Raw genomic sequence first — 14,945 nt, 5'->3', positions numbered from 1 at the left:
CCTGCACTACAAGCACTTGGCGACACTGGGCGCACCAACCAGTAGGAGAACCACACGATGAGCACCACGACCCGTACGCTGTTGGCTTCCGCCCTCACCCTGGGCCTGGCGCTGTCCTCCTCGGCCGCATTCGCCCAGGACGCCGCAGCGAAGAGCCCGCCGAAAACCGATCATTCGGCGATGACCCATGCCGACCGCCATGATTCCAACGAGCCGGTTACCGACAGCTGGATCACCACCAAGGTCAAGGCCGATCTGCTCGCCAGCAGCAATGTGCCGGGTACCGAAGTGAAGGTGGAGACGGTCAACGGCGTGGTCAGCCTGAGTGGCACCGTTGCCACCAAGGCCGAGCATGACAAGGCCATCGCCACCGCCAAGGGCATCAAGGGCGTGACCCGCGTTGATGCCGCCGCGCTGAAGGTCAGTGCCGCCAAGAAGCGCTGATCCACACCGCAGGTTGCCAGCAGGGGCGCTCCCACGGGGGCGCCCCTGTTTTTGTAAGGTCGGGCCTGCGCGATGCCTGCGGATGGGCGCCCCGCCGAACGACCCATTACCCCAGAGATGTGACCGGCTGCGCTATATTGCCGGTTCCGCCGTGGCTGATCCTGCCCGGATCGCTCTCCCCGGCTGAGCTGACGAGGAACTATGGCGCTGGTTTTCAGTGATGACATCTGGGATCGCTGGCGACTGCCTGCTTTGGCACTGGCAGCGGCAGCCATCATCGTGGTCCCGTGGTTGACCCTGCGCAAACTGCAGCAGGACAACGAGCTGGCGATGGGCTGGGTGACCCATACCCAGCAGGTGACCGTAGCCCTGCAGCAGCTGCAGACCGACGTGCGCGACATCGAATCGGCTGCGTTGACGCTGTCCAAGGGCGTGGATGCGCCGGGCCTGCGCGAGCGCATGGCCAAGGCCAACGACATCCCCGAGCGCCTGGCCGAACTGGGCCGGATGACCCGCGACAATCCCGACCAGCTGATCCGCATCGGCCGCATCCAGTCGATGCTGGAAGGCCGTATGGGGGTTGCGCGTGAGCTGGCGAAGTCCGAGCCCAACAGTGACCAGCGCGAGCTGGTGCAGGACCTGAGCACGCGCTATCCGATCCGCGGCCTGGTGGAAGAACTGCAGGCCAGCGAGGAAGCGCTGCTGGCCCAGCGCGCCGCCCAGGCGGAGCGACAGAAGCGGCAGACCAACTTCGTCTCGTGGAGCTCGCTGCTGGTGCAGCTGGCGCTGCTCGGCCTGGTGCTGTGGCTGCTGCAACGACAGATTGGCCGCCGCCTGCAGGCTGAACGACAGTCGCAGCGCGCCGCTGCGCGCGCGGCATCGGTGCTGCAGACCGTGCGTGAACCGATCGTGCTGCTGGATCGCGAGCTGCGCGTGCAGCTGCACAATCCCGCGTTTTCCGAGTTGTACGGGCTGCAGGATGAGCGTGCCGATGGCCTGCTGCTGGAAAACGTAGGCGACGGCGCATGGCGTGACCCGGTGGTTCGCCAGCGTCTGGCCGACGTATTGCTGCGCGGCCGCGAACTGTGGGATTTCGAACACGAACAACGCACCGTCGACGGCATGTCCCGCTACATGCTGCTCAACGCGCGGCGCATGCCGCTGCCTGACACCGACGATGAAGTGGTGCTGCTGACCGTCAGCGACGTGACCGTGCAGCGTGCGGTGCAGACACGTGTTGAAGAGTTGAACCGGCAGCTGGAAGGCAAGGTCGCCCAGGTTTCGGAGGTCAACCGCGAGCTGGAAGCGTTCAGCTACTCGGTGTCGCACGACCTGCGTGCGCCGCTGCGCCATGTCGCCGGTTTCTCGGACAAGCTGTCGCGCCATCTGGGCGAGGCGGCCGACGAGAAGAGCCAGCACTACCTTGGGGTGATCTCCGGTTCAGCGCGGCGCATGGCCACGTTGATCGACGACCTGCTGGTCTATTCGCGGCTGGGCCGCGCAGCGATGCGCCAACAGACCGTGGACATGCAGTCGCTGGTGGCCGATACGCGCGCGATGCTCGACGCGAACGTGCAGAGCGAAGCCGAGAGCAGCGGTCATGCGCATCAGGTGGAGTGGAGCATCGCGCCGCTGCCGATCGTGGTGGGCGACGAGAACATGCTGCGCCAGGTCTGGCTGAACCTGCTGGGCAACGCGGTGAAATACTCGGCCAACCGCGAGCCGGCGAAGGTCCGCGTGGACTATCAGCAACAGCCCGATGGCGGTCATCAGTTCACGGTCAGCGACAATGGTGCAGGCTTTGACATGGCCTACGCCGGCAAGTTGTTCGGCGTATTCCAGCGCCTGCACAAGGCCAGCGACTATCCCGGCACCGGTATCGGCCTGGCCAGCGTTCGCAGGGTGCTGACCCGCCATGGCGGCCGCATCTGGGCCGAAGCCGCACCGGATGCCGGCGCCACCTTCCACTTCTATCTTCCCCCCGTGCTCGACGCGGACAAACAGGGCCCCATCGCATGACGACGCTGCGCACCATCCTCCTTGCCGAAGACAGCCCGGCCGACGCCGAAATGGCGATCGATGCGCTGCAGGAAGCGCGGCTGGCCAATCCCATCGTGCACGTCGAAGACGGCGTGGAGGTGATGGATTACCTGCTGCGCCGTGGCGCCTTCGCCAGCCGCGAGGAAGGCCTGCCGGCGGTGCTGCTGCTGGACATCAAGATGCCGCGCATGGATGGCCTGGAAGTGCTGCGGCAGATCCGCGAACACGACGAGCTGAAGCGGTTGCCGGTGGTGATCCTGTCCTCCTCGCGCGAGGAAAGCGACCTGGCCCGCAGCTGGGACATGGGCGTGAACGCATACGTGGTCAAGCCGGTGGACGTGGACCAGTTCTTCGGCGCCGTGCAGACCCTGGGCAAGTTCTGGGCACTGATCAACCAGGCTCCGGAGATCGAGTAGGCCCATGCCCCTGACCGGTCCCGCGCTCGGCGCCCTGCGCATCCTGCTGGTGGAAGATTCCCCCGAGGATGCCGAGCTGATGTCCGAGCAGATGCTCGATGCAGGCCTTGAGGCCACGTTCGAGCGTGTCGAGAGTGCGGACGACCTGCGCCATGCGCTGGCGCGCTTCCAGCCGGACATCGTGCTGTCCGACCTGAGCATGCCAGGCTTCTCCGGCGACGACGCGCTGCGCATCGTGCGCGATGCGTTGCCGGACGTGCCCTTCATCTTCGTCTCCGGCACCATGGGCGAAGAGAATGCGGTGGCGGCCCTGCAGAAGGGCGCCAACGATTACATCATCAAGCACCAGCCGGCACGCCTGCCGTCGGCCGTGGCGCGCGCGGTGCGTGAGGCACGCAGCGCCATCGAGCGCTCGCGGGTGGAAACCGAGCTGATGCGCGCGCAGCGGCTGGAAAGCCTGTCATTGCTGGCGGCGGGTCTGAGCCACGATCTGCGCAACATCCTGCAGCCGCTGCTGATCATGCCGGACCTGCTGAAGGCGCGTACCGAAGATCCGCAACTGCACCATCTGGCCGACGTGATCGCCGAATGCGGTCGCCGTGGCCATGAGATGGCCGAATCGATGCTGTCGTTCGTGCGCGGTTCGCGCAAGGCCAGCGAGCGCATCCACATCGATGACCTGTTCCAGGCCGTTGCGCTGCTGTTGCGCAGCAACGTGCCCGATGGCGTCCGCCTGGACCTGGTGGTCGAGGATGAGGGGCTGGTGGTCGATGCCAACTACACCGAGCTGCAGCAGGTGTTGTTGAACCTGGCGCTCAACGCGATCCAGGCGATGCCCCATGGTGGCAACCTGAGCTTGACCGCCAGCCACGGCGGCCAGCGCGATGGCGAGGACTGGCTGCGCATCGCGGTGGTCGATGAAGGCACCGGCATGGATGCGGACACGCTGTCGCATCTGTTCAATCCGTTCTTCACCACCAAGGCCGATGGCACCGGGCTGGGCCTGATTTCCTGCAAGCGCATCGTTGAAGGCGCCGGTGGCAGCATCCACGTCAACAGCCAGCTGGGGCAGGGCACCTGCTTCGAGCTGCGCTTGCCGATGCATGCCAGCGCCGAGGGTGGTGAGCCGATCGAACAACTGGTGGCGCTGGGCAGTGGCCAGTCGATCCTGGTGGTCGATGGTGAAGCCACCCGCCTGTCGCTGCTGGGTAATGCGCTGTCCAGCCAGGGCTATCAGCTGCAGCTGGCCTCCGATGGCCCGGCCGCGCTGCGCTGGATGCAACAGGAGGCGATGCCGGCGCTGGTGATCGCCGATGCCGGCTCCAAGCTGTTGTCGGCCAGCCAGCTGCTGGGCGAGATGGCCACGCTCGGCTACCGCGGTCCAGCGCTGGTGCTGGAAGACGCTGCCGGGGAAATGCCGGAAGACGTGTTCCCCGCCGGCATCGAGGTGCACCTGCTGCGTAAGCCGCTGCAGATGCAGCAGGTATTCCGCGCGGTGGCCGACGCACTGGGCTGACGTCGAGGGAACGCCGTAGAGCCGAGCCCATGCTCGGCAGCTGCCTGCATCGGCTGCGTCAGCCGAGCATGGGCTCGGCTCTACAGGTGTGCAGCGGCGGCGTTTCAGCCCGGGCGATTCGTCGTTTCCCACGGAAACCGCGGCAGGCTTTCCACCGCCTGTTCCAGCCGCCGCGACCAGTTCTGGTGGATGTCGGCGTACAGCGCTGAATCGGCGCCCAGCCGCAGCTGCTGGCTGATCCGCAGTTCGCCGGCGCGCAGTAGCGCCAGGTCGACTGGCAGGCCCACCGACAGGTTGGAGCGGATGGTGGAATCCAGGGACACGATCGCGGTGCGTGCGGCATCCTCCAGGCGCGTGGACGGGGTCAGGATGCGGTCCAGGATCGGCTTGCCGTACTTGGATTCACCGATCTGCAGATAGGGTGTCTCCGGCGAGGCGGCGATGGCGTTGCCCAGTGGGTAGACCATGTACAGGCCGGGCTGTTCGCCGGCAATCTGCCCACCGAAGATCAGTGTCGCCTGGGTATTCACCCCGTCATGGCCGTGTTCGGTGTGCTGGCTCTGCACCTGGCTGTCCACCAGCAGGGAGCCGACGTAGGCCGCCGCCTCGAACAGATGGGCCATGTCGCGCAGGTTCGGCGTGCGCCGCTCCTCGGCATCGCGCTTCAGCCGCGACACCAGCAGCTGGGTCGTGGCCAGGTTGCCGGCGGCCATCACCACGTAGGCGGCCTGGCCGGGATATTCGAACACGTGCAGTTTGCGGTGCACGCGGACATCGTCCAGCGCGGCATTGGTGCGGGTGTCGGCGGCGAAGACCAGGCCCTCGTCCACCTCGATTCCAACGCAATAGGTCATGTCGGTGCCCTATCATATGCGTCCGGGATTGTAGGCAGGCCGTTGTGACGATGGCATGCCCGCGCTCCACCTGATTGCCGTCACCGGAACCGCATGACCACCGTGCTCCTGAGCCTGGGCAGCAACGTCCACCCCCGCCGCTACCTCCACGCTGCGGTGGCGGCCCTGCGCGAGCGCTTTGGTGCGCTGCAGGTGTCTGCCGCCTACCGTACCGCCGCCGTCGGTTTCGAGGGTCCGGCCTTCCTCAACAATGGCGTTGCCATCGAGACCGACCTGCCGCTGCAGGAACTGGATGACTGGCTGCATGCGCTGGAAGATGCGCACGGTCGTGACCGCAGCGGTCCGCGTTTCTCCGACCGGACCCTGGACGTCGACGTGGTGTTCTATGGCGACCTGGTGGTGGAAGGCCCCGGCCATCTGCGCATTCCGCGCCCGGAACTGAAACATGCCTTCGTGCTGAAGCCGCTGGCTGATATCGCCCCGGATTTCATCGATCCGGTCAGCGGCCTTGACCTGGCCACGCTGTGGCGCGCACACAAGCAGCATGGCGAACCGTTCGAGACGGTCGAGCTGGACCCCGACGCGCTGGATTGACCCGACGCAGCCACCCATGGGGTGGCTCTACAGTAGAGCCACCCCATGGGTGGCTGAACGATCAACTCACCGTACGCCCACCATCCACGCGCAGGGTGTGGCCGGTGACGAAGCTGGCCTCGGCCGCCAGCCAGTACACCGCTTCGGCGATTTCCTCCACCGTGCCGATCCGCGCCAGCGGCGTGCGCGCCAGCAGCGCCTCGCGGGCGAAATCGTCCTTGCCCTGTTCCGGCCACAGGATCGCACCGGGCGCCACTGCATTCACCCGCACCTTCGGCGCCAGTTCCAGCGCCAGCGAGCGGGTCGCCATCTCCAGCGCCGCCTTGGCCATCGTGTAGGCGATGTGGTTGGGCATCGGGTCGGTGCCGTGCAGGTCGGTCAGGTTGACGATGCAGCCGTGCTGGCGGCGCAGGTACGGCGCGGCGGCCTGGGCCAGCAGCAGCGGTGCGCGCGCGTTGACCGCATACAGCTCGTCCATCGCCTCGGCGGTGACCTGGCCGAGCGGGGTGGGGAAGAAGTTGGAGGCGTTGTTGACCAGCGCATCGAGGCGGCCGAAGTGGGTCACTGCCTGCTCGACCAGATCGGCCAGGGCGTCGGCGTCGCGCAGGTCGGCCTGCAGCGCCAGCACGCTGCCGGGGCGCTCGTTGTCCAGGTTGAAGGCGGCCTGCTGCAGTTCGGCGCTGGAGGTATGGGCGTGCAGCACCACCGACCAGCCACAGGCGTGGAACTGGCGGGCGATGGCCGCGCCGATCCGGCGCGCGCTGCCGGTGATCAGGGCCACGGGGGCGGTGTCACTCATCGAGGGTCCTCCAAGGCTCGGCTATCCTGTGCACCATTGTCACCGCATTCGAAGACGCCATGCAGCCTACCTTCCCCCTGCCCGAAGCCGATGCCCTGGCCCACAGCGACCAGCTGGCCGCCGCCCTGCGTGCCGAGATCCTCGCACAGGGCGGGGCGATGCCGTTCTCCCGCTTCATGGAGCTGTGCCTGTACACGCCGGGCTGGGGTTACTACAGCGCCGGTGCCAGCAAATTCGGCGGCAGTGGCGATTTCACCACCGCCCCCGAGCTGGGCAGCCTGTTCGCCGGCAGCGTGGCCAATGCACTGGCGCCGGTGTTCGGCCAGCTTGATGCACAGGCACGGATGCTGGAACTGGGTGGCGGCACCGGTGCCTTCGCCGAGGCGGTGCTGCTGCGCCTGGCCGAGCTGGACGCATTGCCGGCCCGCTACGCGATCCTCGAACCCAGCGCGGACCTGCGCCAGCGCCAGCAGGAGCGCCTGCAGCAGAACCTGCCGCCCGAGCTGGCCAGCCGGGTGGAATGGCTGGATCGTCCGTTCGAGGACGACTGGGACGGCGTGGTGTTCGCCAATGAGGTGATCGATGCGCTGCCGACACCGCGCTTCCTGATCAAGGACGGCGAGGTGTACGAGGAAACCGTCGAACTGGACGGGCAGGGCAACTTCATCCGTGGCGCGCAGCCGGCCGACCTGCTGCTCAACGGCGCGGTGCGCCATCTCGAACGCTACCTGGAAAAGCCCTTTGCCGACGGCTACCGTTCCGAGGTGCTGCCGCAGCTGCCGTACTGGTTGCAGGCAGTGGCCGGCGGCCTGCGCCGTGGCGCGATGCTGTTCGTGGATTACGGCTACAACCGGGGCGAGTTCTATCAGGAAGAGCGCGATGATGGCACCGTACGCGCGTTCTACCGCCACCACGTGCACAACGAGATCCATCGTTGGCCGGGCCTGCAGGACATCACCGCATCGGTCGATTTCACTGCCATGGCCGAGGCCGGCCTGCACGGCGGTTTCGACCTGGCCGGCTACTGCAGCCAGGCCAGTTTCCTGCTCGGCAACGGCCTGGACCAGGTACTGACCCTGGCCGAGGAGCGCACCGATGAAGTGGGCCGCATCCAGCTGCGCGACCAGGTGAAGAAGCTGACCCTGCCGACCGAGATGGGCGAGCGGTTCCAGGCCATTGGCCTGCAGCGCGACGTTGATTTCGAACCGGCCTTCGAACTGGGCGACCTGAGCTGGCGCCTGTGAGTGCAGCGTTGCCGGTGATCAAGCCGCTGCGGCGGCCACGCCTGTGGAGCGCGCTGTGGGTGTTGGCGGTGCTGACGGTGATCGTGGTCTGCCTGATTCCGCCGCCGCCGATTCCGCTGCCGGAAAACAGCGACAAGGGCGAGCATTTCCTGGCCTATTTCATTCTGGCCGGCAGCGCGGTGCAGCTGTTCCGGCATGGCCGTCCGCTGCTGTGGGTGGGGGCTGGCCTGGTGCTGATGGGCATCGGCATCGAATTTGCGCAGGGCGCGTTGACCAGCAACCGCATGGCCGATCCGATGGATGCGGTGGCCAACACCATCGGCGTGTTGGCGGGGATGGCCACCGCATTGACCCCGCTGCGCGACATCCTGTTGCGCTGGCGGGGGTAACGTTCCTGTAGAGCCGAGCCCATGCTCGGCTTGCCGATTGAAAAGCAGCCGAGCATGGGCTCGGCTCTACAGTAGATCCACGCCATGCGTGGATGGACCTCCCCATCGCCAACCAAGGTTGGCGTCGACCGGTAGATCCACGCCATGCGTGGATGAATCTCCCCATCGCCAACCAAGGTTGGCGTCGACCAGTAGATCCACGCCATGCGTGGATGAATCTCCACGGCGCCAACCAAGGTTGGCAGCTACCGGAGCGTCATCTCATCCAGCACCCACATCGCCGGGCGCGTGTCGCCGGTGAAGTTGATGCACAGATCGCCCGTACCCGAGGTGCCCTTCGGCAAATCCGCGCGCAGGGTCACGAAGCCGTCGGCATCGGTCTGCGCCGGCAGCGGCACCTGCGCCAGCACCTTGCCGGTGCAGTCACCGCGACGGATCAGCATTTCGCCGTGTGCGCTCCGGGCCTTTTCGAAGCGGCGCTTCGGCTCGTCGTGGGCCAGCTGGAAGTAGTACGGAATGCGGCCCGCACGCACTTCCACGCTGCCGATGCCATCGAGCTGTGCCTGCGGCCAGCGCCAGCACGGCTGGAAGATGTCGACGGTGAACACCGCACGCGCACCTTCGCGTGGGCCATCGTCTTCCAGGCGCAGTACCAGGCCCTTCTCGCCCACGCAGCTGCGCAGCTCTTCGCTGTGCCGCGACAGCAGCGACTGCGCGGTGTACGACGCCACCGTCGGCTTCGCGGCCAGTGGCTGGCCCTGGTAGAACGCAGCGGCCTGCACCGTCGCCGGCAGCGTGGACGTCAGCGGCTGCTGGTACAGCGGCGACTGCGCGGTCACCGGCTTTCCGTCGCTGCTGTAGCGCACTTCATAGCCCAGCGGGTTGGCCAGCGACACGGTCACCGTGCCCGCCACGCGGTCATCGGTATAGGCCACGCCTACTTCGAACGGCGTCTGCGCATACGCCAGGCCCCAGGCCCGATAGCGCTGCAGCTGCGAGGGCAGGCGCGCCAGGAAGTCGCGGAAATCACGATGCTCCGGCGTGCTCCAGCCGGTCTCGGCCACGGCGGCCAGTCGCGGGAACAGGTTGTGCTGCAGACGCGCGTAGGTGCGCGTGTGCTCGGTGAACATGTTCGCCTGCAGGCCGAGGATGTGACCGCGCTTGTCGGCGGCCAGTTCGGCCGGCACCGGTTCGTAGTTGTAGAGCTTGGCCAGGTTCACCTGCGTCGGCCGGCCCGGCGGCTCGTTCGGCGATGCGGTCTGCAGGTAGTCCAGGTACAGGTGGCTGACCGGCGACATCACCACATCGTGGCCCGCGCTGGCCGCGGCCAACCCGCCCTCGGTACCGCGCCAGGACATCACCGTGGCCTGCGGCGGCAGGCCGCCTTCAAGGATTTCGTCCCAGCCGATCAGGCGACGGTCGTGTTGTTCCAGGAAGGTTTCCAGGCGCTTGATGATGTGGCTCTGCATGGCCATCTCATCCTTGATGCCGAGCGCGCGCATGCGCTGCTGCACCTGTTTTGACGCCTCCCACTGGTCCTTCACTGCCTCGTCGCCACCCACGTGCACGTACCTGGCCGGGAACAGGGCGATGACTTCTTCCAGCACGTTTTCCAGGAAGGTGACGGTGCCGTCCTCGACGTTGAACAGGTTCGGGAACACGCCCCATTCGCTCAACGGCTTCAGTGGCGTATTGATCGTGCCCAGTTCCGGATAAGCGGCGATCGCCGCCGTGGCGTGGCCGGGGACATCGATCTCCGGAATCACCTGGATATGCAGCGCGGCGGCGTAGGCGATCACTTCGCGGATCTGATCCTGCGTGTAGAAGCCGCAGTACGGATGCTCCTTGCCGCTGACGGGATCGATGCCGCCGTCACCGGCCGGCAGGCGGCAGCTGCCGACGCCGGTCAGCTTCGGGTAGCGCTTGATCTCCATGCGCCAGCCCTGGTCGTCGGTCAGGTGCCAGTGGAAGGTGTTGAGCTTGTGCGCGGCCATCGCATCGAGCACGCGCTTGATTTCGTCCAGGCTCTGGAAGTGCCGCGCCGAGTCGAGCATGAAGCCGCGCCAGCTGAAACGCGGCGCATCCTGGATCTGCACGGCCGGCAGCACGCCGTTGCTGCCGCCGGTGGCGAGCTGGGCCAGGGTGGTGGCGCCGTAGAACAAGCCGGTCTCGTTGCCGGCCTGCACCAGCACGCCCTGCGCGGTGCTTTCCAGCGTGTAGCCCTCGCCGCTGTCGCGGAAGGTCGGCACGATCTGGAAGCGGATGTTGCCCGCCTTGGCCGCGGCCTTGCCGTTGGCCACCGCCAGGCGCGGCCCACCACTGCGCGCCAGCAGGTCGGCGAACTGTGCAGCGACGCGCTGTGCGGCTTCGCCATCGGCCTGCAGCACGGTGCCCGCGCCGACGGTGATGCCCGCGCCGTTGCCGCGCTGCACGTTGGCCGGTGCGGGAATCAACATCAGGCTGCCGGCGCGCAGCTGCGGGCCGGGGCCGGTATCGAGTGCCGGGGCATCGGCGGCCAGTGCCGGCAGCACGGGCAGGGCGGCCAGCAGGCTGCCCAGCAACAGGAGGCTGCGCATCCTGGCGCGGGTGGGCTTCGTCATCGGAAGGACTCCTTGGATCGGGTGCGATGTTCGCTATACATGAAAAACGCCGGGCCCGGAATGACCCAGGCCCGGCGTGCGTGCACGACTCGGCGATGAAGCTGCCGCTGGATCAGTACTTGAAGCGGAAGTTCAGGTAGTACTGGCGACCGTTGCTGTAGAACGAGGTCGGGATGGCCGCGGTCTGGTAGTACTTGTAGGTCGGGTTGTTGAGGTTCAGGCCATCCAGGCTGATGCTCAGCCAGTCGGTGGCCTTGAAGCTCAGTGACGCCGACAGCGTGCCGAAGTCATCCTGGTAGTACGGGTTGGTGCCCGACAGGCTGATCAGGAACGAGGAACGGTGGGTGTAGCTGACCCGCGCGCCGAAACGCTCGTTCTCGAAGTAGGCACCCACGTTGTAGGTGTTCTTCGAGGTGCCCAGCAGGTTGTGCGAGCCGTCCGACCAGGTGTGGGCGGTCGTGCCGTTGGCGTAGGTGTAGTTGGCATTGACGCCGAAGTACTCGCCGATCGGCTGCTCGTAGGCCACTTCCACGCCGGTGACCTTGCCGTCGGCATTGATCGGGGTGGAGATCTGGTAGGTCTCAAGCTGGTTGGTCAGTTCGCTGTACAGCTGGCGCGAGACCACGTCGAAGGCGATGTAGTCCTTCAGGTCCATGTGGTAGGCGCCGATCGACAGCAGGCCGCGCGGCATGAAGTACCACTCCAGGTTGGCATCCAGGTTGGTGGACAGGGTCGGCTTGAGGTTCGGGTTGCCGCCGCCGCCGGTCCGGTTCAGGTCCGAACCGTACGACGATGCGCCCAGCGCCGAGTAGTCCGGCAGGGTCTGGGTCTGCGAAGCGGCTACGCGCAGCACCAGCTTGTCGTCCAGGTCGAACTTGATGTTGGCGCTGGGCAGCACGCGGTTGCGCTTGTTCTGGAAGGCCACGCTCTCCCACATGCCGAACAGGCTGCTGACATCTGCGTCGGCGGCCTTGCTTACGGCGTTGTAGGTGTTGATGTCCTGCTTGATGTTGACGTAGCGCAGGCCGACGTTGCCGCTCCACCAGTCACCGCGGAAGTTGGCCTGCACGTAACCGGCGAAGTTCTTTTCCTTCACCTGCCACTCGGCACCGTAGTTGTGGCGGCCGGTGGGGCCGTCGTTGCCGGCAAGCCAGGTGGAGTTGTTGGTCACCGCGTCCTTCAGCGCACCCGGGGTGAAGTACCAGATGTTGCGCGGGAAGTTGCCGCCGATATCGCCAGCGAAACCGTTCGGATAGTTGGAGGTGGCACCGTTCTTCAGCGCGCTCCAGATGTCACCCGGGGTTGCACCCTCCGGCGACAGCGCTTCGCGCTTGTGGTCGGCAAAGCGCAGGCCGAAGTCGATGGAGCTCAGCACGCCGCCATCGTTGAAGTACTGGTTGAAGTCGAGCGTGGCCCACTTCTCCTTGTCTTCGGCGGTGACCTGCTGGTTGCCCCAGGTGCCGAAGCTGGTGACGCCGTTGGGCGAGAGGTCGCCGCCGACGTTCCAGTCGATCGGCGAGCCGGCGCCATGGGTAGCCCAGCTGGCGCCACCGCCGCTGCCCACGGTGACCTCGGCGATGTACTGGCGCGGGGTCTCACCGGTGCCCTTGGTGCTGCCGGCCTGGAACTTGGCGGTCAGGCTGTCGCTGATCTGCCAGTCGGCATCGAAGGTGACGTAGCTCGACTTGGCCGTCGACTCGCGGTAGATCATGTCGTACACCGCGTAATTGGTGCCCGGCACGCCCGCGTAGGTGGCGTTGGTCAGCACGCCGTCCTTGACCACATAGCCCGGATTCGGCGCCTGCGACTTGGCGAAGCTGTTGCCGAACATCATGAAGTTGCGGTTGTAGTTGTTGGCTTCCAGCTTGGAGCTGAAACCGTTCAGGCCCAAGGTAAGGGTATCGGTCGGCTTGAACTGCAGCGAGACCAGGCCACCCTTGCGCTCACGGGTCTGTTCGAACAGGGTCGAACCCAGCAGGCCGGGAACGTTGACGCCGATCAGGTCCGGGTTGGTCTTGGCGACGGGATCGTCGGCGCCGATCTTGAAGAAGCCACCCGGAATTTCCTGCGCTTCACGGCGCAGTTCGCGCTTCTGGCTGAAGCCCTGCACCATCACGCCGAAGGTGCCTTCGTCGTTCTTATAGTTGAACAGCGCCGAGTACTGCGGGTCGTTCGACTTGGCCTGGTCCGAACGCACCATGCCGATCGAGCCTTCAGCGGTGAACTGCTTGGAGAACTCCAGCGGCTTGCGGGTGATGATGTTGACGGTACCGGTGGTGCCACCGTCCTGCAGCTTGGCCTGCGAGGACTTGTTCACTTCCACCGAGCTCACCAGTTCCGACGGCAGCAGCGAGTAGCTGACGCTGCGGCCGACGTTGTTGCCCTGGCTGAGCACGAACCAGTCGGCCGAACCGACGGTGTGGCCGTTGATCAGGGTCTGGGTGAGGCTGGGGCTGGTGCCGCGCAGGCTGACACGGTCGGCTTCGTCGAAGCCGCCTTCATCGGCGCTGGACGAGCTGATGTTGACGCCCGGCAGGCGCTGCAGGGTATCGGCAACGTTGTGCGCCGGCAGCTTGCCCACGTCTTCGGCGGTGACCACTTCCACGCGCGCATTGGCTTCGCGCTTGGTGTCCAGCGACTTTTCCATCGAACCGCGGATACCGGTAACGGTGACGGTGTCCAGATCGGTGGCGGTCGGGGCGGCCTGCTGCGCGTGCGCACTGAAGGCGATGCAGCTGACGATGGCGGCCGAAAGCAAGGTCTTGCGGGTATTCATGATGTCTCTCCTCATCACTCGATTGGATGCCGGCGGCGATATGGGATTGCGGTTGCGATGACGTGCGCGGGGCGGCGGCGATGTCCCGGGCATTGGCGTGCCACGTACTGCGTGCTGCGATTGCGTTGAAGCCGTTTGCAGGTTCAGGCGTCGGCGTGGAGCAGGTACCAGCTGGCAGCGCCGATCACGCCCAGCTGTCCGTGTTCGACCACCTTCACCGGGATGCGTGCCAGCGCCTCGCCCATCGGCCCCTTCTGCAGGTAGCGTTCGACGAAGGTGCTGGTACGCAGGTACTCGCGGATCTGCGGCAGGATTCCACCGGCCAGGTAGACCCCGCCGTGGGCGCCATAGAACAGGGCCATGTCGCCGATGGTGCTGCCGAGCAGGCCGCAGAACACATCCAGCGCCTGCCGTGCCAGCGGATCGCTACCGGCCATTGCCGCAGCGGTGACCGCATCGGGGCTGGCCAGCGCCTGTGACTGGTCCTGCAGCGCGCAGATCGCGCGGTACAGGTTCATCAGGCCGGGGCCGGAGATCGCATGTTCGATCGACACATGCGCGCGGTCGCGCTGCATGTGGCGGACGATCGCCATTTCCAGTTCGGTGCTGGCGGCCAGGGTCGGCTGGCCGGCTTCGGTGGCCAGCACCACCGGGCCGTTGGCCGTGGGAATCCACAACGCTGCGCCCAGGCCGGTGCCGGGGCCGACCACCAGGGTCGGGCCGCGCGGTGCACTGTCCGGGCCACACAGGTGCAGAACGCCACTGGCATCGACCTGCGCGGCTGCATAGGCCACGGCTTCGAAGTCATTGACGATGTGCACCCGCTGCAGGCCGACGTCGGCCTCGATCTGCCGCGCCGACAACGGCCATGGCACGTTGGCGGTGATCACCGTGCCGTCTTCGCGGGCATAGCCGGCGGTGGCGACCACGCAGTGCGACGGGCGCGGGCCTTCGGCCAGGAAGTCGGCGAGGATCGCGCTGAGCCCGGCATGGTCGGCGTTGCGGTACTTGCGGTAATCGAGCACCTGCACCGGATGGGCATCGTCGCCGCTGGCCTGGACCCGGGCGACACGCACATGGGTGCCGCCAACGTCGGCGGCCAGGAACGAGGGCGCGACGCGGGACAGGACATGGGCCGGGGCGGGATGGCTGGCGGTCACGCGGGCTCCTGCAGCAGGTGGGGCCGGCCCCGGGAAGGGCAACGATGAAGCCGGCGATTGGGGCGGAGTCTGTAACCGCGTTGACAACGATGTCAACGAGTTCGTGACACTTT

General features: G+C 66.5%; 11 protein-coding genes and 1 pseudogene. 7 read left to right on the top strand and 5 right to left on the bottom strand.

Translation table 11 applies throughout. The features are described 5' to 3' along the window. Positions 1-204 precede the first annotated feature (204 nt). The 4 genes and pseudogenes from AC13GI_RS12175 to AC13GI_RS12160 all read left to right on the top strand — a co-directional run. A pseudogene (locus AC13GI_RS12175) lies at positions 205-444 on the top strand (BON domain-containing protein); the annotation flags it as partial. A 201-nt stretch (positions 445-645) separates the two neighbouring features. Then, entirely contained in the window at positions 646-2,463 is a 1,818-nt protein-coding gene (locus AC13GI_RS12170; protein WP_099820921.1) for a sensor histidine kinase, read from the top strand. Further along, the gene (locus AC13GI_RS12165) at positions 2,460-2,900 is read left to right on the top strand and encodes a response regulator (protein WP_025878695.1); all 441 of its coding nucleotides are present in this window, start codon (positions 2,460-2,462) and stop codon (positions 2,898-2,900) included. The genes AC13GI_RS12170 and AC13GI_RS12165 overlap by 4 nt, the downstream gene beginning before the upstream one ends. Before the next feature lie 4 nt (positions 2,901-2,904). Further along, a complete protein-coding gene (locus tag AC13GI_RS12160) occupies positions 2,905-4,416 on the top strand; it encodes a two-component system sensor histidine kinase NtrB (RefSeq protein ID WP_482996381.1) in 1,512 nt (503 codons plus the stop codon). 104 nt (positions 4,417-4,520) lie between these two features. Here AC13GI_RS12160 and AC13GI_RS12155 read toward each other — a convergent pair whose 3' ends face one another. Next, positions 4,521-5,270, bottom strand: a complete 750-nt coding sequence (locus tag AC13GI_RS12155; RefSeq protein WP_482996380.1) for a proteasome-type protease — start codon at positions 5,268-5,270, stop codon at positions 4,521-4,523. 93 nt (positions 5,271-5,363) lie between these two features. Between AC13GI_RS12155 and folK the strand changes: the two genes are divergently transcribed. Then, positions 5,364-5,864, top strand: coding sequence for a 2-amino-4-hydroxy-6-hydroxymethyldihydropteridine diphosphokinase (gene folK, locus AC13GI_RS12150; protein WP_482996379.1), 501 nt, complete (start codon positions 5,364-5,366; stop codon positions 5,862-5,864). 61 nt (positions 5,865-5,925) lie between these two features. Here the strand turns inward: folK and AC13GI_RS12145 are convergent, their stop codons facing one another. Beyond that, the gene (locus tag AC13GI_RS12145) at positions 5,926-6,663 is read right to left on the bottom strand and encodes a pteridine reductase (RefSeq protein WP_099820925.1); all 738 of its coding nucleotides are present in this window, start codon (positions 6,661-6,663) and stop codon (positions 5,926-5,928) included. A 59-nt stretch (positions 6,664-6,722) separates the two neighbouring features. On the opposite strand from AC13GI_RS12145, the gene AC13GI_RS12140 reads away from it, so the two are divergent. Beyond that, a complete protein-coding gene (locus AC13GI_RS12140; protein ID WP_205406343.1) occupies positions 6,723-7,907 on the top strand; it encodes a class I SAM-dependent methyltransferase in 1,185 nt (394 codons plus the stop codon). Continuing rightward, positions 7,904-8,296 carry a VanZ family protein gene (locus AC13GI_RS12135; RefSeq protein ID WP_482996378.1) on the top strand — a complete coding sequence of 131 codons (393 nt, stop codon included), beginning with the start codon at positions 7,904-7,906 and terminating at the stop codon, positions 8,294-8,296. The genes AC13GI_RS12140 and AC13GI_RS12135 overlap by 4 nt, the downstream gene beginning before the upstream one ends. 245 nt (positions 8,297-8,541) lie before the next feature. Here AC13GI_RS12135 and AC13GI_RS12130 read toward each other — a convergent pair whose 3' ends face one another. From AC13GI_RS12130 to AC13GI_RS12120, 3 genes are all read right to left on the bottom strand, one after another. Further along, positions 8,542-10,896, bottom strand: a complete 2,355-nt coding sequence (locus AC13GI_RS12130) for a beta-N-acetylhexosaminidase (protein ID WP_482996377.1) — start codon at positions 10,894-10,896, stop codon at positions 8,542-8,544. A gap of 112 nt (positions 10,897-11,008) precedes the next feature. Next, a complete protein-coding gene (locus AC13GI_RS12125) occupies positions 11,009-13,672 on the bottom strand; it encodes a TonB-dependent receptor (protein WP_099820929.1) in 2,664 nt (887 codons plus the stop codon). Positions 13,673-13,815: 143 nt separating this feature from the next. Then, on the bottom strand, positions 13,816-14,832 hold the full coding sequence (locus AC13GI_RS12120) for a glucokinase family protein (protein WP_482996376.1): 1,017 nt from the start codon (positions 14,830-14,832) through the stop codon (positions 13,816-13,818). Positions 14,833-14,945 lie beyond the last annotated feature (113 nt).

This window comes from Stenotrophomonas sp. 82F1, from assembly GCF_056861525.1.
Note: the sequence above shows the minus strand (reverse complement) of the source record. Positions and strands in the feature narration are given on the sequence as shown.

Coding starts and splice junctions, on each gene's coding strand:
- AC13GI_RS12160 (WP_482996381.1), top strand. CDS start 2,905: ATGCCCCTGACCGGTCCCGCGCTCGGCGCCCTGCGCATCCTGCTGGTG.
- AC13GI_RS12170 (WP_099820921.1), top strand. CDS start 646: ATGGCGCTGGTTTTCAGTGATGACATCTGGGATCGCTGGCGACTGCCT.
- AC13GI_RS12140 (WP_205406343.1), top strand. CDS start 6,723: ATGCAGCCTACCTTCCCCCTGCCCGAAGCCGATGCCCTGGCCCACAGC.
- folK (WP_482996379.1), top strand. CDS start 5,364: ATGACCACCGTGCTCCTGAGCCTGGGCAGCAACGTCCACCCCCGCCGC.
- AC13GI_RS12155 (WP_482996380.1), bottom strand. CDS start 5,270: ATGACCTATTGCGTTGGAATCGAGGTGGACGAGGGCCTGGTCTTCGCC.
- AC13GI_RS12145 (WP_099820925.1), bottom strand. CDS start 6,663: ATGAGTGACACCGCCCCCGTGGCCCTGATCACCGGCAGCGCGCGCCGG.
- AC13GI_RS12125 (WP_099820929.1), bottom strand. CDS start 13,672: ATGAATACCCGCAAGACCTTGCTTTCGGCCGCCATCGTCAGCTGCATC.
- AC13GI_RS12130 (WP_482996377.1), bottom strand. CDS start 10,896: ATGACGAAGCCCACCCGCGCCAGGATGCGCAGCCTCCTGTTGCTGGGC.
- AC13GI_RS12165 (WP_025878695.1), top strand. CDS start 2,460: ATGACGACGCTGCGCACCATCCTCCTTGCCGAAGACAGCCCGGCCGAC.